General features: G+C 47.5%; 23 protein-coding genes. 15 read left to right on the top strand and 8 right to left on the bottom strand.

Annotated elements, in window-relative coordinates; translation table 11 throughout:
- Positions 1–116: 116 nt before the first annotated feature.
- The 5 genes from CB4_RS05400 (at position 117) to CB4_RS05425 (ending at position 8,141) form a co-directional block, all read left to right on the top strand.
- The gene (locus CB4_RS05400) at positions 117–2,477 is read left to right on the top strand and encodes an endonuclease MutS2 (protein ID WP_096463909.1); all 2,361 of its coding nucleotides are present in this window, start codon (positions 117–119) and stop codon (positions 2,475–2,477) included.
- A gap of 112 nt (positions 2,478–2,589) precedes the next feature.
- Positions 2,590–2,991, top strand: a complete 402-nt coding sequence (locus tag CB4_RS05405; RefSeq protein WP_096463910.1) for a DUF350 domain-containing protein — start codon at positions 2,590–2,592, stop codon at positions 2,989–2,991.
- A gap of 128 nt (positions 2,992–3,119) precedes the next feature.
- A complete protein-coding gene (locus CB4_RS05410) occupies positions 3,120–4,415 on the top strand; it encodes a nucleotide sugar dehydrogenase (RefSeq protein WP_096463911.1) in 1,296 nt (431 codons plus the stop codon).
- A 94-nt stretch (positions 4,416–4,509) separates the two neighbouring features.
- Positions 4,510–5,877 carry a glycosyltransferase family 4 protein gene (locus tag CB4_RS05415; protein ID WP_096463912.1) on the top strand — a complete coding sequence of 456 codons (1,368 nt, stop codon included), beginning with the start codon at positions 4,510–4,512 and terminating at the stop codon, positions 5,875–5,877.
- 971 nt (positions 5,878–6,848) lie between these two features.
- A complete protein-coding gene (locus tag CB4_RS05425) occupies positions 6,849–8,141 on the top strand; it encodes an IS4 family transposase (RefSeq protein ID WP_181419279.1) in 1,293 nt (430 codons plus the stop codon).
- A gap of 148 nt (positions 8,142–8,289) precedes the next feature.
- Here the strand turns inward: CB4_RS05425 and CB4_RS05430 are convergent, their stop codons facing one another.
- The 6 genes from CB4_RS05430 to CB4_RS05455 all read right to left on the bottom strand — a co-directional run bounded on the left by CB4_RS05430 (position 8,290) and on the right by CB4_RS05455 (position 13,260).
- Positions 8,290–9,348, bottom strand: a complete 1,059-nt coding sequence (locus CB4_RS05430; protein WP_096463915.1) for a glycosyltransferase family 4 protein — start codon at positions 9,346–9,348, stop codon at positions 8,290–8,292.
- A complete protein-coding gene (locus tag CB4_RS05435; protein WP_096463916.1) occupies positions 9,348–10,682 on the bottom strand; it encodes an O-antigen ligase family protein in 1,335 nt (444 codons plus the stop codon). The genes CB4_RS05430 and CB4_RS05435 overlap by 1 nt, the downstream gene beginning before the upstream one ends.
- Positions 10,683–10,702: 20 nt before the next feature.
- Positions 10,703–11,047, bottom strand: coding sequence for a hypothetical protein (locus tag CB4_RS05440; protein WP_096463917.1), 345 nt, complete (start codon positions 11,045–11,047; stop codon positions 10,703–10,705).
- Complete coding sequence (locus CB4_RS05445) at positions 11,044–11,526, bottom strand: DUF4330 family protein (RefSeq protein ID WP_096463918.1); 483 nt, start codon at positions 11,524–11,526, stop codon at positions 11,044–11,046. Before CB4_RS05445 ends, CB4_RS05440 begins: the two co-directional genes overlap by 4 nt.
- Positions 11,523–12,029 (bottom strand): DUF4330 domain-containing protein, encoded by a 507-nt coding sequence (locus CB4_RS05450; RefSeq protein WP_096463919.1) that lies wholly within the window; start codon positions 12,027–12,029, stop codon positions 11,523–11,525. The genes CB4_RS05445 and CB4_RS05450 overlap by 4 nt, the downstream gene beginning before the upstream one ends.
- 112 nt (positions 12,030–12,141) lie before the next feature.
- A complete protein-coding gene (locus tag CB4_RS05455; RefSeq protein ID WP_172890804.1) occupies positions 12,142–13,260 on the bottom strand; it encodes a glycosyltransferase in 1,119 nt (372 codons plus the stop codon).
- A 164-nt stretch (positions 13,261–13,424) separates the two neighbouring features.
- Between CB4_RS05455 and murJ the strand changes: the two genes are divergently transcribed.
- Both murJ and CB4_RS05465 read left to right on the top strand, forming a co-directional pair.
- Entirely contained in the window at positions 13,425–15,014 is a 1,590-nt protein-coding gene (gene murJ / locus CB4_RS05460; protein WP_096463921.1) for a murein biosynthesis integral membrane protein MurJ, read from the top strand.
- Complete coding sequence (locus CB4_RS05465) at positions 15,011–15,931, top strand: NAD-dependent epimerase/dehydratase family protein (RefSeq protein ID WP_231956154.1); 921 nt, start codon at positions 15,011–15,013, stop codon at positions 15,929–15,931. The genes murJ and CB4_RS05465 overlap by 4 nt, the downstream gene beginning before the upstream one ends.
- Here CB4_RS05465 and CB4_RS20835 read toward each other — a convergent pair.
- On the bottom strand, positions 15,846–16,157 hold the full coding sequence (locus tag CB4_RS20835) for a hypothetical protein (protein WP_146226574.1): 312 nt from the start codon (positions 16,155–16,157) through the stop codon (positions 15,846–15,848). The two genes, CB4_RS05465 and CB4_RS20835, sit on opposite strands and share 86 nt — an antisense overlap.
- 120 nt (positions 16,158–16,277) lie before the next feature.
- Positions 16,278–17,387, bottom strand: coding sequence for a polysaccharide pyruvyl transferase CsaB (gene csaB / locus CB4_RS05470; RefSeq protein WP_096463922.1), 1,110 nt, complete (start codon positions 17,385–17,387; stop codon positions 16,278–16,280).
- A 276-nt stretch (positions 17,388–17,663) separates the two neighbouring features.
- On the opposite strand from csaB, the gene CB4_RS05475 reads away from it, so the two are divergent.
- The 8 genes from CB4_RS05475 to uvrC all read left to right on the top strand — a co-directional run bounded on the left by CB4_RS05475 (position 17,664) and on the right by uvrC (position 25,643).
- A complete protein-coding gene (locus tag CB4_RS05475) occupies positions 17,664–18,248 on the top strand; it encodes a fatty acid metabolism transcriptional regulator FadR (RefSeq protein WP_096463923.1) in 585 nt (194 codons plus the stop codon).
- 106 nt (positions 18,249–18,354) lie between these two features.
- Positions 18,355–19,140 (top strand): enoyl-CoA hydratase, encoded by a 786-nt coding sequence (locus CB4_RS05480; protein WP_096463924.1) that lies wholly within the window; start codon positions 18,355–18,357, stop codon positions 19,138–19,140.
- A gap of 24 nt (positions 19,141–19,164) precedes the next feature.
- A complete protein-coding gene (locus CB4_RS05485; RefSeq protein ID WP_096463925.1) occupies positions 19,165–19,929 on the top strand; it encodes an electron transfer flavoprotein subunit beta/FixA family protein in 765 nt (254 codons plus the stop codon).
- 21 nt (positions 19,930–19,950) lie between these two features.
- Positions 19,951–20,925 (top strand): electron transfer flavoprotein subunit alpha/FixB family protein, encoded by a 975-nt coding sequence (locus tag CB4_RS05490; protein ID WP_096463926.1) that lies wholly within the window; start codon positions 19,951–19,953, stop codon positions 20,923–20,925.
- Between the two features lie 198 nt (positions 20,926–21,123).
- Positions 21,124–22,497, top strand: coding sequence for an anion permease (locus tag CB4_RS05495; protein ID WP_096467642.1), 1,374 nt, complete (start codon positions 21,124–21,126; stop codon positions 22,495–22,497).
- A 146-nt stretch (positions 22,498–22,643) separates the two neighbouring features.
- Positions 22,644–22,961 carry a thioredoxin gene (gene trxA / locus CB4_RS05500; RefSeq protein ID WP_096463927.1) on the top strand — a complete coding sequence of 106 codons (318 nt, stop codon included), beginning with the start codon at positions 22,644–22,646 and terminating at the stop codon, positions 22,959–22,961.
- A gap of 178 nt (positions 22,962–23,139) precedes the next feature.
- Complete coding sequence (locus CB4_RS05505; RefSeq protein WP_096463928.1) at positions 23,140–23,391, top strand: hypothetical protein; 252 nt, start codon at positions 23,140–23,142, stop codon at positions 23,389–23,391.
- 452 nt (positions 23,392–23,843) lie between these two features.
- Positions 23,844–25,643: an excinuclease ABC subunit UvrC gene (uvrC, locus tag CB4_RS05510; protein ID WP_096463929.1), complete on the top strand. Its 1,800-nt coding sequence runs from the start codon at positions 23,844–23,846 to the stop codon at positions 25,641–25,643.
- Positions 25,644–25,672 lie beyond the last annotated feature (29 nt).

A 25,672-nucleotide genomic window follows, 5' to 3' on the forward strand; every position in this document is an offset into this window, starting at 1 on the left:
CGTGGGCAAACAGAAGCAGAAGAAGAGGAATTCACCCGACAGCAAATGGTATAATGGAGACGTCAGCGTAAAGCGGACGTACACCTTTTGCGAAAGATGTAGAGAGGGGATTTCTCTTGGAAGCACGTACATTCACAACACTTGAATTTAATAAAGTAATGGAACAGCTCGCTCGGCATACAGCATCATCGCTTGGTCGGGAGAAAATAGAACAGCTTCTGCCATCGTATGAACTGGCAGAAGTTCAGCGTCGCCAGCAGGCTACGTATGAAGGAAGCACGGCACTTCGCCTGCGTGGAACGGTACCGCTTGGCGGCATTCGTGACATTCGTCCGGCTTGCAAACGAGCCGCACTCGGTGGAATGCTTAATACGGCGGAATTGCTTGATATTGCGTCCACTCTGTATGGAGGTGGCCGCCTGAAAACATTTATCACAAGTATTGCGGAGAAAGATCCGCTTCCGCTTCTGGAAGAACTGCTCGGTCAAGTGGAGCGCTTATCTCCTGTGGAGAACGAGATTACACGGGCGATTGATGAGAACGGTGTCGTAACCGATTCAGCTAGCCCGACACTCGGACACGTCCGGGCACAAATTCGCGCCTCCGAGAAGCGCATCCGTGAACGTCTGGAGCAGATGATCCGCAATAGCAACACGCAGAAAATGCTGCAAGACGCGCTCATTACGATCCGTAATGACCGATTCGTTATTCCGGTTAAAGCGGAATATCGGCACGTGTTTGGCGGTATTGTGCACGATCAGTCAGCATCCGGTGCTACACTTTTTGTTGAGCCGCAGGTGATCGTGAACATGAGCAACGATTTGCGTGAACTCAAGTTAAAAGAAGAGCGGGAAGTAGAAAAGATCCTCCTGGCACTCTCTGGCCTGGTGGCGGAGCATGCGGATGTGCTATTGCATAATGTAGCTTGTTTGGCAGAAGCTGACTTTATTTTTGCCAAAGCTTCCTATGCGCACGCATTGAAGGCGACACAGCCAGCTATAAACGAACGCGGCTATCTCCGCATCAAGCGAGGTCGACATCCTTTAATTGCTGGAGAGTCTGTCGTGCCGATTGACGTGGAACTCGGCGGTGAGTATACCGCCATTGTCGTGACTGGACCGAATACAGGCGGGAAGACTGTATCATTGAAAACAATTGGCTTGTTCTCGCTTATGGCGATGGCCGGGTTACAGGTTCCAGTCGATGAAGGATCAGAGTTGTCCACATTTGAAGGCGTATATGCTGATATTGGAGACGAGCAGAGCATTGAGCAGAGCTTGAGTACATTCTCTAGCCACATGACAAATATCTCGAGTATTATGCAAAAAGTGAACAATCGCAGCCTTATCCTGTTCGATGAGCTTGGAGCGGGTACGGACCCGACAGAAGGGGCGGCGCTTGCGATGGCGATTATTGATTACGTTCACCAGCGCGGAGCCCGTATTGTGGCTACAACCCATTACAGCGAACTGAAAGCATACGCCTATGATCGCCCGCATATTGTGAATGCGAGTGTAGAGTTTGATGAGAAGACATTGCGTCCAACGTACCGCCTTCTCGTCGGCATTCCGGGACGCTCGAATGCGTTTGCGATTGCATCGCGTCTTGGCTTGCCGGAGAAAATTCTTGATCAGGCTCGTAATTTTGTCAAAACGGACGAAACCGAACTCGATACGATGGTTGCATCGCTTGAAGAGAATCAGCGTCAGGCGGAAGCGGAGCGCCGAGAAGTCGAACGCCTGCGTACGGAGTTAGAACAGACGCGTCGTGAGCTGATGCAGGAAGTATCGGAGCTTGAAGATAAGAAAGACAAGCTGTATGAGCAGGCGGAAGAACAGGCACGCCGCGCTGTGGAGAAAGCTCGCAAGGAAGCAGAAGAAATCATCGTCGACTTGCGGGAACTAGCACGCCAGGAACGGGCCGGTATTAAAGAACATAAACTAATCGAAGCACGTAAGCGGCTGGAGGAAGCGACACCAAGTCTGCGCAAAAAGAAAAAAGCAAAGCCAGCCAATGTTCCGGTTTCCGAGCAACCGCTTGAAGTGGGTGATGAAGTGCGGGTGCTGTCGTTTAATCAGAAGGGCGAAATCCTCGCTAAAGTAGGCGAGCGAGAATTCCAGGTGCAGGTTGGTCTGATGAAAATGAACGTTAAAGCGGATAATCTGGAGAAGCTCAAAGCGGCCAAGACACAACAGAAGCAGATTATCAATACATTCCGTGCCGCCCGTGATCCGGTCAAGATGGAGCTTGATGTACGCGGCAATACCGTAGAGGATGCGATTCTGCTTATTGAGAAATATTTTGACGAAGCGCTGATCGGTGGCCTGGGCCAGGTATCCATCATTCATGGTAAGGGGACAGGTGCACTCGGCCTGGGTATTCAGAAATACTTGAAGAAGCACCGTCTTGTGAAATCATTCCGCTGGGGTGGACAAGGGGAAGGTGGACTTGGAGCAACGGTCGTCGAATTGAAGTAGTTGAAATAACGGTGAGGTTTATGCAACTGTTTTGTTTCCGCTCCGTATATAGACCTAAGGGATGGGTTAGCTGTGTTTACGGCTAGCCGGGAACAAAAGAGGAGGGAAATGGATGGTACTGTCCAATCCGTATGTGCTGACGGCGGCTTATTTTGGGGCTGCCTTGCTTGCCGTCATTATTTTTCTGGCCATCTTCGAGATGGTGACGACATATAAGGACTGGGAAGAAATCAAAAAAGGCAACTTGTCTGTTGCGATGGCGACGGGGGGCAAAATCTTTGGGATTTGCAATATCATCCGGTATTCCATCGAACATAATGACGGCATCGGGAATACCTTGCTCTGGAGCACATACGGATTTTTGCTACTGCTCGTTGCGTATTTCACCTTTGAATTTTTGACACCTATGTTTAGAGTAGACGATGAAATTGCCGCAGATAATCGAGCGGTAGGTCTTCTGTCCATGGTTATTTCGATCGGGGTATCCTTTGTCATCGGAGCGAGCATCACATAAACAGTTTCCGTTATAAGGAAATGGACGAGATGGCGAGCGGATAACCGGTCGCTCATTTCTCTTTTTTATGCTAAAATAATTACGTTTCTAATTCGTATGAACGTACCGACAAGTCGGAGGAGAATATTATGAATCAAACATTGAACATTGCCGTAATCGGCTTAGGCTTTATCGGTCTGCCATTGTCGCTGAGCTATGCACGCAAAGGCGCGAATGTAGTCGGCATTGATGTGAGCGAACGGCTTACCGAAGAGATTAATGCGGGCACGTCACACCACCTTGAATATTTTGAAGGGAAGTCACTGGCCGAGATTCTGCGTGAACAGATCGCAGCTGGACGCTTCCGTGCGACAACAAGCTATGAAGAAGCGGCAAAAGCCGTGAATACGTATATTATTACGGTAGGCATCCCGGTGAAGAATGGCGACCCGGATATGAGTTACCTGACAGGTGCCTGTGAATCGCTGGCAGCGGTTCTTAAGAAGGGCGATACGATCATTCTGCGCAGCACCGTCATCCCAGGCTCGACGGAAGAGATGGTAAAACCACTGCTTGAGAAAAGCGGGCTTGTAGCAGGCGAAGACTTCTATCTTGCGTATGCATCTGAACGTATCGCAGAGGGACGCGCGTTTGAAGAGTTCATTCATATGCCACTTGCGATGGGCGGCATTAATGAAGCGAGTGCAAAACGTGCACATGAAGTGCTGACATTCGTAACCGAATCTGAAGTTACGATTTCTGATATTAAAGTAGTCGAAACATCGAAAGTTATCGAAAACGTACAGCGTGATGTAAACATTGCGATGGTGCAGCAATTTGCCCGCTTTGCCGAAAAAGCAGGAATCGATACATTTGAGCTGATCCGGGTGGCAAACACGCATACACGCGTGAATCTGTTGACACCAGGACCAGGTGTAGGCGGTTATTGCCTGCCGAATGCCCTTTATTATTTGCTTCCAAAAGCAAAAGAGATCGGCGTAAGCCTCGATTTGCTTGAGACCGCGCGTCAGATTAATGATAGTGTGCCACAGGTGCTTGTACAGATGCTTGATCATGAATTGAACAAGCTGGGCAAAACAGTAGCCGGAAGCAAAGTGGCGGTTCTTGGTCTGGCTATGAAAGATTTTTCTAATGATGATCGCATCAGCCCACCGCATCATCTGGTCCAGCTTCTTCAGGAAGCCGGTGCGATGGTAGCGGCCTATGATCCGGCTGTACCGTCTATGTATGACTATAAGGTTGATAGCCTTGAAGAAGCGCTCCGTGGTGCAGAAGCGGTTGTCTATGTGACTGCACAAGAAGCATTCCTTGAGATTGACTGGAACGAAGCCATCGGCATGATGGCGGAGAACCCAGTATTGCTTGATGGCAAGAATCGCATCCCGCGCAGTGTGGGAGAGAAGGCGACTTTGATCCGCCTGTAATGGATCGCAAAACGAAGAGAGAACGAGTGCAGACAAACCGCTGTAAGCTGGTCGTCCGCACTCGTTTTTCGCATGGAAAGGATGTTTCACTCGTATGAACGCTTCGAAAAAAATGCTGCTTGTCGCGTATTTGTTTCCCCCAATCGGTGGCGGCGGTGTACCGCGTGCACTGAAAATGGCAAAATACCTGGCCGAGGAAGGCTGGGAGGTGCATGTGCTTACGGTGGATCATGTATACCATGCCACGCAGGATGACTCACTGCTGCGCCAGCTCCCGGACAATGTGATCATTCACCGTGCTAAGGAATTTAACATTGTTCAGAAAATGCGTCCGACTCAGACGGAAGCACCGAAAAAAGCAGGTGGACAAGCAGCTTCTGCTCGATCTGGCGGACTGAAGCAGGCGCTGAAACAGCAGGTTATTCCTGTGCTGAAAAAGTTGAAAAATACGCTCATGATTCCAGATGATATGATTGGCTGGCTGCCGTATGCGGCAAAACTCGGGGAACAGGTGATTCGGGAGCATAACATCCCGATTATGTTTTCCACATCCGGTCCATACACGAATCATCTGGTGGCACGCAGCCTGAAGCGCAAGACGGGTATCAAATGGATTGCGGATTTTCGTGACCCGTGGACGCAGAACATGCACCGCTCTGGTGTGGTATGGCGTGAAGCGTGGGAAGAGCGGATGGAGCGCAGCATCATGGCGGAATCAGATGCCATTACGACGGTTACATACGGGTTCGCAGATAACTTCAAGCAAAAGTTCGAACGGGAGATTTCCCGCATTGAAGTGATTCATAATGGATTTGATCCGAATGATTATATAGCGATTGAACAGCCGGAGGAAGACGGGAAGTTTACACTTGCATATCCCGGTATTTTCTATAAAGAGCGCAATCCGCGCCTGTTGCTTGAAGCAGTAGCTGAGCTGATTACAGAAGGAAAGGTGGAACGTGAGAAGTTGCGGCTGCGCTTTGCCGGGGTGTTTGATTATCCGGGTTATAGCGACAACATTGACTGTGTACACCGCCTACAGCTTGAAGATATCGTCGACATTATGGGCAACTTGCCACACAAGCAGGCGCTTGCGATGATGAAAGGCGCCGATGTGTTGATGCTGATCGGGGATACAGCTCCTGGCTCCGGTGTGTACATTCCGGGTAAGCTGTATGAATACATGGCGATTGGACACCCGATTTTGGCGCTGTCTGTAGAAGGAGAATCGACCAAGATCATTCGCAAATTTGAGCTGGGTGAGGTCGTAAATCCGGTTGATAAGGCAGCGATTAAGCAGGCGTTTTTGCGCATGTATGAAGCGTGGAATGCAGGTGAAGGTAAAGCGGGGAAAGAAAATGATGTTCTCCAGCGTGCGCATGATGGTGATTTGGCGATTTATAATCGGCAAGTTCAGGCGCATATGCTTGGGGAGTTGATGGAGGAACTGCTGCAACCATAAAGAAAAATGCTTGTGCTTTTGTGGAATCGACAACGTTTAGTGGGGGAAGTAGAGAAGAGAGAATCCGTTCGTCAAGGTACGCTTTGCAGAGAAGTCTAAACTGTCCGCTCTAGGAGATCGACAAACTCGCCCACAAAATGGAGACCACGATGCTGTTTCACAGAGGGATTGTGGGCAAAAGCCCGTTCGTCGCTCTCCTTCCGCTAGGTAACGCGTACAGGTACTCTCTTGCTTCTCTCTTCTCTCCTCCGCAACGTTTGAGATTCAAAAAGCAAAACCAAGTTATGTATATAAAAGCCTGTTTGCAAATTTCTTTATACTACATTGCTCGTTTGTTGATGAAACTCTTATCCCGTTGGTATAATAATCACAGACTACTACAAGAATAAAAAAGACCGTCTGGTGCTGGTAACACCAAACGGTCATGTACAAATAGACGGTTCTCCAAAAGGGATCGGCTCAAAAGGTCAGTTTATTATGAAATAGACTTCCCATTGCTTGGTAGGCTCAAGGGAGGTCTATTTTTCTTTGTTCATGACAGCAGTAGCTGTGAATACTACGATGAAAATCGTTACGACCAGCGTGCCGCTTGCGATCATCAGCAGCTTTTTTATCTATAAAGTCTGATTTGAGGATTTTTATATCCAAGTGTCGCTGGAGGAGGAGAAGAGAGAAGTAAGAGAGCGCCTGTACGTTTGTCCCCCAGCGGAAGGCGAACGGCGAACGGGCCTTTGCCCGCAATCCGTCCGAGAAACAACATCGTGGTCTTCCTTTTGCGGGCGAGTTCGCCGGGCTCCTGAAGCGGACAGTAATATCATCCCTGCCAAACGTACCGAAGCGAACGGCTTCTCTCTTCCAATGTTGTCAGGTTAGTGGATTTTGTCGGATTTTGGTATAGTAGAGGTAAACAATGGAAGCGAGCGATATAGCGTGAAAAAAAAGGGAAAACGTTGTTGGAATGTGCAATACGTATGATTTACGGAGAAGCGTTTAAAAATCAGTCCAGAAAAAGCGAGAAGGATTTCACGAGAAACAGAAAAATTAGGTTTGTACCCTTGATCTGCATGTTGCTCCGAATGATTCGGAAATCAACACAACTGGAACTCGATGAGTTCCGTGAGATCTTCCTGCCGGAATCAGCAGAAACAACTTCCTATACAAAACAATCCTTTTCGGAAGCAAGACAAAAGCTATCTCCGATCGCGTTTACCCTTCTAAACGATGAGATCATTCGGGGATTTTATGCCGATGACGATTTCAAAACCTATAAAGGATTCCGTCTGTTAGCCATAGACGGCAGCGTCATGGAAATACCCAATACGAAAGAAATGCAACAAACGTATGGGTATATAAGAAACTATAAGGAAGGATTCAAAGCGGCCCGCGCTCGTTCCTCCCACCTATTTGATCTTGAAAACAAAATTGCTATTAGTACATGTCTTACCCGATATGACGACAATGAACGAAATCTGGCGAAACAAAATATAGAAAAGCTGTTGAGCTTCGAGCAGTCCCATATCCCCAACTTGATTCTGTTTGATCGTGGATATCCATCGGCTGATTTCATCTTGTATCTGCAGGAGAAAGGCCTCAAGTACGTCATGCGATCCCAACACTGTTTCTACAAGGAAGTGGAGAATACGACCAGCCTCGATGAGGCTGTGCGAATCGAAGTCACAAAGGAACGAGCTAAAGCGTTAAAAAGGCAAGGAACACCGATCAAGAAAGGAACCGTTCTGGAGGTTCGCGTTCTAAAGGTGGAGTTGCCCACCGGAGAAATCGAAATTTTGCTTACGAATCTAGGTGTGGACGAGCTTAGCCATGAAGAAAGCAAGTCGCTTTATTTTAAAAGGTGGGGAATCGAAACCCGATTTAACGAGTTAAAACATAAATTTGAGATCGAAAATTTTTCCGGTGAGAAGCCGATACTCATCGAACAGGATTTCTACGCGACCGTGTTCTTGAGTAATATTGCGTCCATCTTTGAGCAGGAAGCTGAGGCAGAGTTACAGGAAAAAAATAAGGGCAAAACACTCAAGTACGAAGAATATCGCATCAATAAAAACATTCTGATAGGCAAATTGAGGAACCGCCTGATCCACATGATTTTGGAGGAGGACGCTCGTAAAAAGGACATCCTGTATGAGCGTTTTCTGAAAGAACTTCAGCGCAATATCGTTCCTGTCCGTAAAAATCGAGCGTTCAAACGGGATAAACAGAGTAGGGCGAATCGCTATGCAAAATCAAAGCGACGTAGCTTGTAGAGGGGCGGGAAGCTTAACCTGACAACATTGTTCTCTCTTCTCCCCCTCCACCACCACACGTTGGATATAACTAAACCCCATCCCATCAGGCACATAAAACAAGAAAAAGCCTACAGGCCACCAACTCGGTTCCTGTAGGCTTTTGTAGTTATCGGTTCAGCAACACATCAAGCGTCTGCAGCACATATTGCTCCTGTTCAAGACGATACTGCTCCGGGTCCGGCAGTGGATGGTGCAGCACTTCTCGGCAGGTCAGAATCAAGTCTTGCGAATCTCGATTCGCAAACGTTACGACACCATTCGGACGCTTCACCACATCGCTGGCAATCGCAGGAGTCCCAAAATACAGGGCTTCCCGCAGCGAAATCGCATCTCCATCGCTTGCAGTGGGTCGAACGAACAAAGCCGCACGCTGCAAAAGGGGATAGAACGGTACTTTCTCCTGTACAAGCAAGCAGCGGCCTTCCAGACCGTGAGCAATGATGCGCTCTTTGTACCGCTCCAGAATATCTTCATCAACAACGTGCGTAATGCAGTACACGAACCCGAGTTCCTGATCCTCGCGTGCTAACTGGATGAACAGATCAAGACACAGATCAAGTCCGTATAACTCATGTCCATTGTGCAGATTGCCGACACCGCCGTTTGCCGTAATGACCCGTGAATAACGGTCAAAAAACGTCGTAATATAATCAGGAATCTGCACGGCTGCCTCTTTCTCACCCGGTGGAATAAAAGCGGGAATGACCGAAATTTTACGTTCCGGGATATGCAGTTCGAGCAGCTTGTCCTTAATTTCTTCGCTCACAGCAATGAAGTGGTCAGAGAGAAGTCCAGTAAGACGCACCATCATTTTTTGAGCAAACCCGAGATGTTCTCCATCATTGCGCAGACTGTGAATCGTATGAATGATTCGCTTGCCTTTCAGCTTCAAAAGGGAGAGAGCAAATCGCATCTGCCAGCGCAGAAAGTGATTATGAATAATATCTTCATTACGCTTTCGCAAATAACGCCACGACCATTGCTCCACTTCCGGAATCGGAATAACAGCCCGATCTTTTACCCCATTATCCCCATTGCCGTCATAAATAATGAACGGCACATCCTGTTGTTCAAGATGGTCACACAGCCGTGCGACATGAATGGAGATGCCGCCAACGGGTGGGGGATACACCCCAATCTCGGCGACGGTTTTCGTTCGAGCCATTACACATTCTCCTTTTCTTGGCGCGCCAGGTTGAACGCGACTGAAATAAGGGCGAGTGTGATCCAGAACATGAAGTCAACTCGGTACTGGTGCCATACGTCTTCAGTGAGCCCAGCAATACCAATCGCTGTAACAGCACCGATTCCGCCTTTTGCGACAAGGGAGACAAGACGATTGTTGCCGTTGTTCACAAACAGGCTAACAACCGCTGTTCGGAAGCTCTGGTAGAACATATAGAACAGCAAAAGAATGGTCATAATGCCACCGGTGACAAAATTCATGATGTAGATGTTGTGGAAGTGATTCGCCTTTACACCTGGCATCATATAATCACTGTACACTTTTTTGAATGTCGTAAGATCAGAACCAATGCCGGTTACCCAAAATTCACGAATCATCGGCGGTGCCGCTTTCCAGATCTGGAAGCGGAATGCACTTGAGGAATCTGTTTTTGGTTGAAAAATGGTCATAATCCGGTTCAGGATCATATCTGGAGCGAAGTTGAGACCGATTACGACCGCGATGAGACCGACTACGAGCAAGCGGCGGCTAATCATCGTGGCCAAAAGCCCTATTCCGACAAACAGCGCCAGCCAGCCGCCGCGTGAGAATGTCAGAATAACAGCTACACCGATAATAGCGGCGAGAATCGTCAGCAGAATCCGATTCGTCCACGAGCGTGCATAGAAAATGAGCGCAAAGTTAAACGGCAGTACCATAATCAAATATTGTACAAACAAATTCGGATTCTCAAATGTCGCAAACACACGCGTTTTTACATCCGGGTTCTCACTTATGTCTACCCAGGCTGCTGATGTGAAGTCGAGTGTGAAATACTGGTACACACCGTAAATGGAAACAAGCGCTGCTGAGATAAACAAAGAAATGAGAAACTTGTATAATACATCCCGGCTGTTGATTTTGGCGACGAGAAGCAAATATAGCAAGAAGCTCACAAAAAAGTACAACAGGAATTGCTGCATACTTTCGACGACATGGACAGAAGTAAGTGCAGTTACGAGCAGAGCGGCCCAGAATAGAAAAACAGCTAGATTTAGATGGTTTTTCAGATTGGACTTCATCCGCTCGTAATCCTGCGGTGTTACAAACATCACAAGAATAAACAACAGAATCAAAGCGAGCAGCGGGCGGTACGTCAGGATAGGTAGCGCCATGGCCAACAAGTACAGGCCGTATTCCGACCGATACATCGTAATGCCAAGAAACGTACCCATCAAAACGAATTCGCCGATCAGCCCGACTTTATACTGCAGGGCGCCTATCACAATAAGGGCGATAGCGGTCAGCAGTGCCATAAGGCGAGTTTTCGTCATAACTATCGTACTCCCGATCGTTACTTATTTGGGTCAAACAGATGGGCCACAAGACGTCCTGGAATGCTTGTACGAAGCATCGTCCAGATTCGTTCGGGTCCGAATGCAATCAGAAGGACGGCCACAGCGACATCAAGCGCTACAATGAGCACCAGCTTCTGAATAAATAGCAGTACATACACATGTAGAAAAACCATGGTGAACAGTGTCCATAAGGCGTATTGCCATGTTCGGGCATCCCATTTTGCTTTGAGACGGGAGAGAAGCGAGCGGTGACCAATTCGCTCTGCTACCATCCGGAGCAAGCCTACCATTCCATCTACCGCTCGCGTTGTCATCCAGGTATAAAAAGATGGCTTTCTCATCGAGATCCCCCCTGTTTTTCTACGTCAAGAATACGGGAGGCGAATGTGGCGCGTTCCGTATGAGCAGGCATGTACTGATTGGCATAGAAGAACGTATCATCAATAATCGGTGCGCCACTAAGCGAAAGGAAGCCCGGCGAACGTACGGTCACATACACATCTTCCTGTTCTGGAAATTCACGTAGATAGTAGTGGCCTTTCGCATCGGCCGTATAGATTTTTGCCGGTTTTGCTTCCACAGAGACGACAGTACCGAACGGGCTGAGTGCGCCTTTTTGATAGATTTTATCCCCGGCCCGAATGGACTTGTGGAAATTCGGCAACTGCGCCTCGATAACCATTGTGACCGTCAGATTTTCAGGCGGCATAACAAGCTTGCTTGCCATTCCCGCTTTCAGAATGATAATTATACCTGCAAGCACGAGAAGCACGGTAATGAACGCGTCTTTCGCCGTGAAGGAGAAAGCGCGGCCACTCATTTTGTATCACCCAGATTCACGTCTGAAATGAGTGTTTCGATCATATATTTCGGGCCTTTGACGGATACTTTATTGCCAGCAAGCAGTGGAGTTTGTCCTTCGCCTTGTGCTTGTCCGCCTTGAATAACAGCGTTTGTCTGGACAGTGATGTAGACGGATAGCTTCTCAGGTACGGTGCTCATGACCATATGACCGTCTGCTGTTGGCACAGATGTTTTGCCAGGCGCTACTTTGACAGCGACAACTTTACCGATCGGCACATTTTTATCCTTGTCACGGATAATGTCTCCGACTTTAATCTGATTCACAACGAATGGATGCTCTGCACTATTGTACAGCGTATACGTTACTTGCTTTTTGGTGACTGGACCGACTGCAATCTCACCACCCTGCGTAAACTTAACAGCTGCAAACGCGGCAGCAGCAAGCAGCAGGATAATGAGAAACAGGTCAAGAATGTTAATCCAGCCGAAAAACTTTCCTCTTTCATCAATGACTTTCATGGAATAGCCTCCTATTTTTGTTCCGAAAAATCATCCGGCGTTAGCCTTCACTAGAATAGCATACCCGAACAGGTGCGTACAACGAAGAAAACCCGCCATGCATAAGCGGGTTTTACTTGCTGCGTGCAAGTTTATAATACAGTTCTTTTGTGCGAAGCGCCATATGAGTGAGGGTATATTCTTTCTTCACCGTCTCATACCCAGCTTCCGCGATTTTTTGACGCAGTCCGTCATCTTCTTTTAGAATCAGGATGTTTTGCCGGATCTCGTCTGGATTGTGCGGCGAGATTACCAACCCGTTGTGATAATCAACAAGGAAGTCTGCGATTCCCCCGACCATCGTAGCTACAACCGGACGTTTGGCTGCCATCGCTTCTAGCAGTGACAGGCCGAGACCTTCAGAATACGAAGGGCTGACAAATACATCAATGGCATGCAAGCAACGCGCAACGTCTTTTCGGAAACCGACAAAATGAACACGATCGCTTATTCCAGCTTCTCGTGCGGTGTGGGCAAGTGCTTCTTTCTCTGGACCGTCTCCAATGATGAGCCAGTGAATATCCGCCTGTTCATCTGCGAGTGGAATGAACGCTTGCATAAGGTCTGTCAAACCTTTGACTGGTACGAGCCGGGATACTGTGCCGATCACAAATGCGCCCGCTGGGATGCCAAGTTCGGCTTGAATGCTTCTAACATCCTGGTCAGCAGCGAACGATTCAATCGGAATCCCATGATGAATGAGGGTAATATCACAAGGCTTCACCCCATCTGCTTCCAGAGATTGGCGAATGGAATTCGAAATCGCGATATAATGATTGTTCCATTTGCGGGTCCATAGTTCCATGCGTGACGCAAGAAAATAGGCCAGCAGATTTGGATAATCATAGCGCAATACGCTGTGAATGGTTGTGATAATTGGAGTATTCGGAACCTGGCGTATCGCCAGTCGGCAGAAGAAGTTCGCTTTTACACCGTGTGAATGAACAAGATCTGGCTTCTCTGTTTCCAGGATATGAGCCAGCCCTTTTACCAGCCGAAAATCAAATCGGCTGTACGTATCGAGTACAATCACACGAATATTACGCTTACGTAGCTCGTCCGCAAACGTGGAATTATAGAAGCAGACAACGACAGGCTCGACAGCATGGCGAGATAAAATCTCCAGCAGTTCAAGAATGTGCTGCTCCGCGCCTCCGAATTCTCCGCCGCCAATCGCGTGCAGTATTTTCATTTTGGACATCCTCTGTTCACTTCCTGACCCTAGGGCAACTAAATCGTAACAATTATATCGCAATACGGGCAGGATGTTCAACGTTGGTTATTCCGTTACAAGCGGAAATACGCTATACTTTCTAAGGTATTAGTCTGACTGACACGGTAAGGAGATCGAAATACATGGCTCAAACAGTCGTGCGTTCCGCGATGATTATTATTGCGGTGACGCTTCTCGGACGGGTTGTCGGCCTGTTTCGGGAGATATTGCTCGCGGATCAGTTCGGAGCGAATTGGGTGACAGACGCGTATGGCCTGGCTTATACAATCCCAAACACGATTTTTTTGTTCGTGCCAGGAGCGTTGAATGCCATTTTTGTTCCTTCATTAAAAGCTATGATGGTGCGAGGAGAAGAAACAGAAGCACGAGCGCTGTTTCGCAAAATGCTGACTGTCACGACGGTCATCTATTTTGCTATTATGATTGTTGGCCTTATGTTTTCACGCCAGATCATTGAGGCGTTGACCTTCATGCAACATGTATCGTCAGCGGTTGACCCAGCCCAGCGTGCAGAGCAGGTGGAACTGGCTGTGAAGTTATTACAGCTTATGTGGCCGTCAGCGGTCTTTATTGCGTTACTTGGCGTATTTCAGGCGACGTTAAACGCACATCAGCAGTTTTTTATTCCAAATGTGAGTACAGTTGTGAACTCACTTGTTATATGTGCCGCGTATCCGTTGCTTGTGCCAGCGTATGGAATTAGCGGGGTGGCAATGGGAACGTCACTTGGCTTTTTGTTTGCGGCGCTGTCCATGATTCCATCGCTTCGCAAGCAGCAATATTCTCTGGCACCAGATTGGCGCTTTAATACGGATGAAATGAAAAAAATAGGTGAGCGCTTCATCCCGATTATGATCGGCTCACTTATCACGCAGGTGTATAGCTTTATTCAACCGGTACTGTCAGCCGGTCTCGGGGAAGGGACAGTAGCGGCACTCAGGTTCGCTAATAATATTTACCAGCTTCCGATGGGGATTTTTGTCGCAGCGTTTACGTTGCCAATTTATCCGTATCTGGTCGAGTATTACACCAAAGGCGAGATCGGGCGTATGAAGCAGTCAGTGTCGGAAGGGATGCAGTATTTGTTTATTTTGATGCTGCCAGTGATTACGGCAATGGTAGTCATTCCGGATCGGCTTGTTTCGCTTTTGTACTACCGGGGCGGAAGTGGAGAGTTTACGGGCGAGGCTATACATCTGACAGCGGTCGCATTGCTGTATATGAGCCTTGGACTATTCTTTTTGGCAGCTCGTGACTTGCTGACACGTGCGTGCTATGCCATGGAGAATACAAAAGTGACGGTAATTGCAGCCATGGTAGGCATTGTGGTTAATATTGCGTCAAGTTTGTTGTTTATTCCATATCTCGGACATGGAGGGGTGGCGCTCGGAACATCTGTGGGCTCGCTTGCTAATATGATCCTGCTGGCGCTATTTTTACGACGTGAGATCGGTCCGTTTATGTTGCGGTCCTTCTGGCTTACTGCTTTGAAGACATTGATTGCTTCTGCGATAATGGGGACGTTTTTGTATGCCGCGGCTGCATTCGTTACGATTCCGGGTGTTATGCTTGAGAAGTTGTATATTATGATCCTGATCGGGATCGGAGCGGGTCTTTTTTTCGTAGTGCTTATTGTGCTGCGTGAACCGCTTGCCCTGCAGATTATCGGGCGTTTTGCCGGAAAACTACTGAAAAGAAGGGGTACAAAATGATGAAAGTATTAGTGACAGGTGGGGCGGGTTTCATCGGCTCGCACATTGTGGAACAATGTCTAGAAGCCGGATATGAAGTATGCGTACTAGATGATCTATCTACAGGAAAAGCCGAACAGGTAGATGCCCGTGCCATCCTGTATCGGACAAATCTTGCATCACCCGACGTGCTTTCCATCGTAGAGAAAGAAAAGCCGGACTATATTATTCATCACGCAGCTCAGAGTTCTGTTCCTGTCTCGCTGAAAGACCCAGTTGGCGATGCGATGTCTAATGTGGTAGGAACGGTGAATTTGCTTGAGGCGGCTCGCCTGCATGGGGTTAAAAAGATTGTGTATGCATCATCCGCTGCGGCATATGGAGAACCGCAGTACATGCCGCTTGATGAGGAGCATCCGAAGCAGCCACTGTCACCATATGGTGTAACGAAGTTCGTACCAGAGTTTTATCTGTACGCTTATCATCATTTGTACGGTCTGAATTATACGGCATTCCGGTATGCCAACGTGTATGGCGAGCGCCAGGACCCGAAAGGTGAAGGGGGCGTCGTATCGATTTTTGTAGATCATGCGATTGCCGGAGAAGGGCTCGTTATATTCGGGGACGGTGAACAGACGCGTGATTTTGTGTATGTGGGAGATGTAGCACGGGCGAATGTTATGGCGCTTACGACAGCGGATAATCAGGTTATGAACATCAGTACAGGCACAAAAACGAGCGTGAACGAACTCGTCACGCTCCTCGAAGAATTGATGGGAAGCCCGCTTGATGTGCGCCGCGATGCGCCGCGTGAGGGCGATATTTTGCACAGCTATCTGGATCATGCGAAAGCTACTGAAGTGTTGGGGTGGACACCGGCGTATTCATTACGTCAGGGATTGGAAAAGACACTACGCTTTTATCGAACTGAATCGTAAAATCAGTCAGAAGATCAAGCGACCAGCTATATAGTTCGTCATGTGTGTCTCCCATAAAACTCGCAAATGTATGCTCGTACGGTGAATGTTGATCATAGGAGATAAAAGAAACGACCCAGAAGCGGCCCTGCTGTACGATTTCGAAACGGATACTTTCACCGGCACGTTTTTTCCAGGAGAACAAGTCGAACAAAATTTGTACATTAGCCTGTCCATACTTTTTCATAAAAAAATTCCCCCTTTACGTAAATCGTGAAGGGGGAATTCTTGTTTTAGGGCCCGCTCTCCTGCCGGTCTGCCAAAACTAGTGATAAGCAGGCAAAAGTAGTGTCAATTCGACAGGAAGCTACAGTTTTTTGTGAAGGTGAAGTAGCCTGCGGGCAAGCTCGCTGCTTTTCTCTGCTTCTTGAATAAGTTCTTTCATGCCGGATTGGATACGAGCGCGTGTTCCGGGAAGATCACGCAGCAACGGCTCTACGTTGGCAAGTAGATCACGCCAGCGCAAATCTTTAATATGTCCAGCAGATTCCATGTTAAGGCGGCGTACGAAGCGGTCCATTTTTGGATCATACGAGACTCCAGCGAATGGAATGCTCATGACAGCAGCCAGAATGACCGAATGCAGACGCATGCCAAGCACGAACTGGGATGACCCGATAAAACTGAAAATCTGCTTGAAGTTCATTTTCTCTTCAATCAGCACAGCCCCGGTCTCTTGCATAAGCGCCACGATATCGCGGGAAGGGCCAATATCCGCTGAGTTCTGCATGGGGAGGAAGAACACATCCCAGCCCCGGCGGATCGCTTCATCGGCGAAGCGTGCAATTTCTGTTTTATAGGCTTGTTCATTTTTCCAGGCACGCACGGAGATCGCCATGACAGGGCGGGTGGAGTGCGGTTTATATTTTTGAATGATCGTTTTTCCAAATGTTGTGTCGACGTCACGCGGATTAATCGTCACAGCCGGGTCAGCTGTAACATGAATCGGAGCCTTCACAACGCCGAATGATTTCAGATCTTCACCGGACTGCTCGTCTCGTACTGTGATAATGTCAACCCGGTTCACAATGGAGCGGATCAGGCGCTTGCTAAGAGCACGGGTAATGGGCCCGATGCCCTGCGCATAAAAAATGACCGGTTTGCCGAGCAGCTTGGCCATCATGACAATGCCAAGATAGTAGATAACACTGCGAGGGCTTGTGGCATCTTGAAGTAAGCTACCGCCCCCCATGACAAGCAGATCAGACTTTTTCAGTTGATGAATAATGGAACTCATCCGCCAGCGGTTAAAAGCAGGTATCCCAAATAGCGCCTGTGTTTCCGCGGGCGTATTAGAAAGTACGGCCAATTCTGCATTCGGCATATGTTTTTGTAGAGAGGTAATGATTCCATACAGCACGGTGTCGTCCCCGGCGTTGTCGAATCCGTAGTACCCTGAGATCAGTATTCTTGCCATGAAAGCGCCCTTCTTTCAAACCGAACTAAACATGTACACTTTAGTATAACAGGTTGCCTGAGAGAAGGAAAGTTGTGGGTTAGAAGTAGTAGTGAAAACAAGTACTGAATGTATATGAGAGGAGCGTCCTATTTTTACTGTAAAAAATATTTGTGTTTAGGAGGAGAAACTGGTGAAATATCGAAATTAATTAAACATTGACAATCCTACGTGTTTTTAATAAACTTTTACTCGAGTGAATGCTCATTCATTTAGGGCCGAACTGAGGGAAAAAGTATGGCAAAAAAAACGGGAGAGAAGTATCAGGCTATCATCGATGCTGCTGTCAAAGTGATTGCCCGGTATGGCTATCATCAAGCGCAAGTATCCAAAATCGCCAGGGAAGCATCTGTGGCAGACGGGACGATTTATCTGTATTTTGACAGCAAAGAAGATATACTGATATCGCTGTTCCGCGAGAAAATGGGGCTGTTCATCAAGACGATCCAAGAGCGCATTGATAAATTTGAGCGGGCGGAGGATCAGCTTCGTGAGCTGATTTATCTGCATTTGTGGCAGCTATCACAGAACCGAAGCTTTGCAGTTGTAACGCAGATCGAACTCCGGCAATCCAATCTCAAAGTGCGAATGGGAATTAACGAAGTGATTAAAAAATATCTGAACATGATTGATCAAATTATTTTGCTGGGCAAGCAGCAGCAGGTGTTTCGCGCTGATGTCGAGCATGCGATTGTGCGTAAGATGATTTTTGGCACACTTGATGAGGCAGTTACATCATGGGTGATGAATGAACGAGAATATGAGCTGGTTTCACTTGTTGATCCGTTGCATAATCTGTTCGTTCATGGCTTAAAAACATAAAATAGATTGAATATATTTATTTCATTAAAAAATTCCTTAAACTTTAAGGAAAATCAATTATAATTAGATTGTCATTAATTTGCAGTTGTGGAGGGAGAGAACTAGGATGGAGTTTACTAACGTGACGCTACACATAGAAAATCGTGTTGCCTATATTACCGTAGATGTCGCTCCGGCGAATACGGTAAGCTCCGCCACGCTTTCGGGTCTGGAAGCGGCATTTAGCCACGTCCAGAACAACGCAGAAGCGAAAGTTGTCGTCGTAACAGGCGCAGGTCGTTTCTTCGTTGCGGGAGCTGACATTAAAGAGTTCACAGGCGCGTTCGACGACACAGAGAAAGCCGAACAGATGGCTCGCTATGGACAGAAAGTATTCGATTTAATCGAGAATTTTCCAAAACCTGTAATCGCTGCTGTTAACGGTGCGGCTCTCGGTGGAGGATTGGAGCTGGCGATGGCGTGCCATATGCGCTTCGCCGCTGAGAATGCACTGCTCGGTCTGCCGGAATTGAAGCTCGGATTGATTCCGGGATTCGGTGGTACGCAGCGTCTGGCTCGTCTAACTGGCAAGGCTAAAGCCATTGAACTCATTATGTCCAGTGAATTTGTGAATGGTAAGGAAGCAGAGCGCATCGGGCTTGTAAATCGTGCATTTGCACCGGAAGCGCTTATGGAAGAAGTGAAGAATTTCGCGGAAGCGCTTGCGGCAGGCAAAAGTGCCGTTACGATGCGTGTAGCGCTTGAAGCGGTCACCTATGGTCTCACTGAAGGTCAGGAGAGTGGCATGAACCGGGAAGCCGAGCTGTTCGGCCAACTGTTCGCTACTGCTGACATGAAGGAAGGCGTGAACGCTTTCATTGAGAAGCGTCAGGCTGAATTCCAGGACAAGTAATAACAAGGTTAAAGGAGGATTCCCATGAATATCATTGTATGCTTAAAGCAAACGTTTGACACGGAAGAGAAAATCGCACTGCAGGGCGGCGCGATCAGCGAAGACGGTGTAGAATTCATCATCAATCCGTATGACGAGTATGCAGTTGAGGAAGCGATTAAGCTGCGCGACGAGCACGGCGGGGAAGTAACAGTTGTTACAGTAGGTCCAGACCGTGCGGAGAGCGCACTGCGCACAGCGCTTGCGATGGGTGCAGATAAGGCTGTCATCGTAGAAGATGAGGATGGCAATTATGACGAATATAGTGTAGCGAAGATTCTTGCGGCTGTAATTAAAGACCGCGATTACGATATTATTATTGGCGGAAACATGGCAGTTGATAATGGAGCAGGCCAGGTTGGTTCACGCCTTGCAGAAGAGCTGAACATTCCGCAAGTCACAACCATTACGAAGCTTGAAGTAGATGGCGGTAAAGCGACAGTTGAGCGCGATGTGGAAGGTGATCAGGAAGTGGTAGAAGTATCACTCCCAGTGCTCGTAACAGCACAGCAGGGCCTTAACGAACCGCGCTACCCTTCTCTGCCAGGTATCATGAAGGCGAAGAAGAAACCGATGGAGCGTCTGAGTGTAGATGATCTCGAGCTAGATGGTGACGTGGCAGCAAAAACAGCAGTGATCGAAACATACTTGCCGCCGAAGAAAGAAGCAGGTCGCGTACTGAGTGGCGACGTGGCGGATCAGGTTAAAGAATTAGTCCAACTTCTTCGCAGCGAAGCGAAAGTAATCTAAGGATGGGGGAGGAAGACGTCCATGAGTAAAAAAATTCTTGCAATTGCAGAAGCACGTGATGGTAACCTGCGTAACGTATCATTTGAGGTGCTTGCGGCAGCGAAGCGCGTAGCAGGTGGCGGGGAAGTAGTAGCTGCTGTATTAGGAAGCGATGCAGCGAAATATGTAGAAGCACTCGGTCAGCATGGTGCTGCTAAAGTATATGTAGTAACGAATAGTGAACTTGACACATACACAACAGATGCATACGCACAGGCGCTTCGTCAGGTAGTAGATGCGGTGCAACCGGATGCAATCTTCATGCCGCATACAGCGATCGGTAAAGATGCGGCTCCGCGTCTTGCAGCTCGTCTTGGTCTTGGTCTTGTATCGGATGCGATCAATGTGGAACTGGACGGAGATGCGATTGTGTTCACACGTCCAATCTATGCAGGGAAAGCATTCGAGAAGAAAAAAATGGTATCCGGTACAGCTTTTGCAACCATTCGTCCGAACAATATTCCGGCGGAAGAAGCGGGCGCATCTGCAGCGGAACAGGTTGATTTTACAGCTGAAATCAAAGACCTGCGCACGATCGTAAAAGATATTGTCCGTAAAACAGCGGGCGGCGTAGACTTGTCTGAAGCTAAAGTAGTAGTGTCCGGCGGTCGCGGTGTTAAATCCGTGGACGGGTTCAAGCCGCTTCAGGAACTTGCTGACGTTCTTGGTGGTGCAGTTGGTGCATCCCGTGGTGCGTGCGACGCTGAATACTGCGATTACTCGCTCCAGATCGGCCAAACAGGTAAAGTAGTAACACCAGATCTGTATATTGCAGCAGGCATTTCCGGTGCGATCCAACACTTGGCAGGTATGTCAAGCTCGAAAGTCATCGTAGCCATTAACAAAGATCCAGAAGCTCCAATCTTCCAGGTAGCAGACTACGGCATCGTAGGCGATCTGTTTGAAGTTGTGCCGCTTCTGACAGAAGAATTTAAGAAAGTGCTTGTACAGGCATAAGAAAAATCAATATATGTTTTTAGAAAAGAGGGTGTTCCGAAAGCAACTTTTGGAACACTCTTTTTTTTATTTATTCTTAAACTTTCCTTTTTACCTAAAAAAGTGCAAAATATAAAAGCAATCGCATGAAAACTGCTTTTAGGAGGAAAAGAGAAAGTGACGACATCAGGAGAAATCAAAAGAATTCCTTTACTGATCATGATAGCAGTGGGGATAATGGTATGGCTTGTAGGGCCGCCAGCAGGGGTGAAACCGGAGGCATGGCATCTACTAGCGATTTTTGTAGCGACAATTATAGGGTTTATTATGAAGCCAATGCCGATGGGAAGTCTTTCGATTCTGGCGATTACGACTACCGTCATTACCGGAATACTGCCCTTGAAAGTGGCACTGTCTGGATTTAGCAACAGCACCATCTGGATTATCGTATGCGCCATTATTATTTCACGAGGCGTTACGAAAACGGGATTAGGTGCTCGGGTTGCTTATATATTCGTAAAGAAGTTCGGGAAGAAGACGCTAGGTTTGTCGTATGCGCTGGCATTCACAGATTTTGCGCTTTCTCCGGCTATGCCAAGTAATTCAGCCCGTGCTGGCGGCGTGATTTTTCCGATTATCCATTCCCTATCCGATTCCTTCGGCTCCAAACCGGAAGAAGGAACAGAAAGAAAGATTGGCTCGTTCTTAACGCTAACGGCGTTTCAGGTCAATGTGATTACATCTGCTATGTTCATGACGGCAATGGCAGCAAATCCTCTTGCTGTATCACAAGCAAAAGAGGCCGGAGTGTCCATTACATGGGGAAGTTGGGCGTTGGCTGCAATTGTCCCGGGACTTATAAGTCTGCTGGTCATTCCCTGGTTTATCTATAAAATATATCCACCTGAGATTAAAGAAACACCTGATGCTGCGCAATTTGCAACGGATCAATTGAAGAAGATGGGTCCTATGAGCAATGTGGAAAAGCGGATGCTGTTTGTGTTTGGTACGGTGCTGCTATTGTGGATTTTTGGTGAACGAATTGGAATTGACGCCACTACAACTGCGATTGTCGGGGTCTCGCTGCTTTTGCTGACACAGGTATTAAGCTGGGGAGATGTCACGGGAGAAAAAATGGCATGGGATACACTTGTATGGTTTGCCGCACTTGTCATGATGGCCACGCAATTAAATCAACTCGGCCTGATCCCATGGTTTAGTAAGACTATGGGAAATCAAGTAGCTGGCATGTCGGCAACGACAGCCTTTCTTGTCCTTATTCTTGCGTATTTCTACAGCCATTATCTGTTTGCAAGTGCAACGGCTCACGTTAGTGCGATGTATGCCGCCTTTCTTACGGTCGCGATTACAACCGGTACCCCTGGAGTACTAGCAGCTTTAATTCTTGGCTTCTTTAGTAATTTATTTGGTTCGATGACGCACTACGGATTCGGACCCGCTCCAATTTTATTCGGTCCGGGGTATGTATCCGAGGGGAAATGGTGGTCCATTGGCTTTATGATCTCCATTATTAATATTATCATCTGGCTTGGAATTGGTCTTGCTTGGTGGAAGGTAATTGGTTTGTGGTAAAAAGAAAACACATAAGCATTGGATAAATTTTCGGAGAGATGGTATTATACTTTTAGTGACATACTCTTAGTGGTATATTGTCACCGTGTAACAAAAGTTATCTTGAAGAAATATAAGGATGCAAACATAAAAGGAGGAAACATTACATGGCAATCGTAAATGTAACCGACAATACGTTTCAAACAGAAGTAGAAAGTGGCGGCGCAGTCCTTGTTGATTTCTGGGCACCATGGTGCGGACCTTGCAAAATGATCGCTCCAGTACTTGAAGAAATCGATAGCGAGATCGGCGGTAAAGTTAAAATCGCAAAAGTAAACGTAGATGACAACCCAGAATCTGCGCAGCGCTTTGGCGTAATGAGCATCCCAACACTCATGCTCGTAAAAGACGGTCAAGTTGTTGATAAAATCATCGGCTTCCAACCAAAAGACAACCTGCTTAACGCAATCAACAAACACCTGTAAGACGCGCATCAAGTAAAGAAGGTGTCTCAAAGTCATGTAGATGACAGCGAGACACCTTCTTTTCTTTTAGGCTCTGTTAAGGTTCCTTGTTGATTTTCTTATTAAGCTAACGAGTAGGATAGTTCAATGTATTTTATAGTTTTTATGGTAAAGTTTATATTGGGGGAATGGTAAAAAAATGAAAAGACGGGGAACTGGTGTTGCATTTATAGCTATATCTGCCTTTTTAATTTCAACTAAATATATAAGTGCTGCTATTTTTGGTTCAGGAGTTACTAATTGGGATGAGCAGTTGTTTAACGGAATGTTAGATTATGTTGGAAACACACTTAGTAATTTCAGTTTATGGACGTTGATTATCGGAATTGTATATATATCTTGGGGAGAATATGACGAACTAAAAATTGAGAAGAACAACTCGGAGGAATAAGTCTTTATTATGCTAACGGGAATCGATAGTTCAATTCACCTCTTATCATGGGCGGTTTTTCTTTTAATAAAAATCTACAATAAACGATAAACAACAGATGAACGAAAAGCTTGGCTTGATGATCCGCTTACAAAGCGTGTCGGGAGCAGCGGCGAGAGAAGCAGGGAACGCCTGTATGCGACCGCCCAGCGAAGGAAGGTAGGCAAACGGGCCTTTGCCCGCAAGCAACAGAGCAAAGCATCCTGCTCACTCTTTGCGGGCGAGTTTGCCGGACTTCTGTAGCGGCCAGAATAGACTTCCTTGCGAGCATGCTAAAGTGACAGGCTTCTTTCGCCGCTGCTCCCCCCCACTACACTTTGTTTAACCACTGACCCGTCAAACAAGCTTGCAGAACCAGCCAGTTGAGAACACGCCCTCCGTGTTGTAACATAACAATCAGGGAGGACGAAACCATGAACACAATCAAAGAAAAATTAGCGCTCCTGCCCGACAAGCCTGGCTGTTATCTCATGAAAAACACTGAGGGCATCGTGATTTATGTCGGGAAAGCGAAAGTATTAAAAAACCGTGTCCGCTCATATTTTACTGGCAGTCATGACGGCAAGACACAGCGTCTTGTGCAGGAGATTGTCGATTTTGAATATATTGTCACTTCATCCCCGATGGAAGCGCTTTTGCTTGAGTGCAATCTGATCAAGCAGTATGATCCACGCTATAATGTTCTGCTTAAGGATGACAAAACGTATCCGTATATTAAGATTACCAACGAGCTCCATCCGCGCTTAGAGATTACGCGTAAGGTACTGAAAGACGGCGCGAAGTATTTTGGTCCGTATCCGAACGCCGGAGCTGCACAGGAGACGAAGAAGCTGTTAGACCGGCTGTATCCGTTTCGTAAATGCAAGCATATTCCAAAGCAGGTGTGCCTGTATTACCATATGGGCCAGTGTCTTGCGCCATGCGAGTATGAACTTGATATGGCACAGTACAGCGAGATGATTGAACAGATCACCCGGTTTTTGAATGGGAATTACACCGAGATCAGGAGCCAGCTACAGCGGCAAATGGAGCAGGCAGCTGAGAATTTGGAATTTGAGCGTGCGCGCGATCTGCGGGATCAGATTCACTATATTGATGCCATTCTTGAGAAACAGAAGGTGACATTTGCGGATAACGTAGACCGTGACGCCTGGGGATACCATACGGATAAAGGCTGGATGAGCATACAGGTATTCCATATTCGCCAGGGCAAGATGATTGAGCGTAATGTCGCGTCTTTTCCGTATTACGGAGAGGAGCATGAGGGCTTTATCTCGTATGTTGTGCAGTTTTACTTTGAAGAACATGTACGCCCGAAAGAAGTACTCTTGCCATCAGCAGAAGGAAGCGAGGGGCTGGAAGAATGGCTGGGATCGAAGCTTTTGGTGCCGCAGCGCGGTCCAAAAAAGCAGTTGGTTGATATGGCAAATGAGAATGCCTGTATTGCGCTAAACGAGAAATTTGCGCTGATGGCGCGTGATGAGGCGCGTACCGTGCAGGCGGTAGAGAAGCTCGGAGAAGCGATTGGCATTGGATATCCGAAGCGGATCGAAGCTTTTGATAACTCTAATATTCAGGGGATCGATCCGGTTTCTGCGATGATTGTATTCACGGATGGGAAGCCGGATAAAAAAGAATACCGCAAGTACAAGGTCAAAACAGTCGTGGGCCCGGATGATTACGGATCAATGAAAGAAGTTATCCGCCGTCGTTATACACGTGTCCTTAAAGAAAATTTGCAGATGCCTGACCTGATTGTAGTCGATGGTGGTAAGGGGCAGATCTCAGCTGCTATCGATGTGCTCGAAAATGAACTCGGCCTCTATATTCCAGTATGCGGACTTGCCAAAGATGATCGCCACCGCACGTCCCAGTTGCTTGTCGGAGACCCACCGCTTCCGGTAGAGTTAAAACGGGACAGCAACGAGTTCTATCTATTACAGCGCATCCAGGATGAAGTTCACCGCTTTGCGATTACATTTCATCGTACTACACGTGGTAAGACCATGTTTAAGTCGCAGCTCGATGATATTCCGGGTATCGGGGACAAGCGTAAGAAACTGTTGCTGAAGCATTTTGGCTCTGTCAAAAAGATGAAAGAAGCAAGTCTTGATGAGTACCGGGGACTTGGAATTGGTGATAAGCTGGCTCGTACGATTCTTGCTCATCTGTGTGGAACGTTGAACGCAGAAGAGGGGACTGTAGACAAATAAAGGGTTGCTCCTGGATTTGGATTGTGATA

Origin of the sequence: Aneurinibacillus soli, assembly GCF_002355375.1 — a bacterium.
Taxonomy (GTDB): Bacteria; Bacillota; Bacilli; order Aneurinibacillales; family Aneurinibacillaceae; genus Aneurinibacillus; species Aneurinibacillus soli.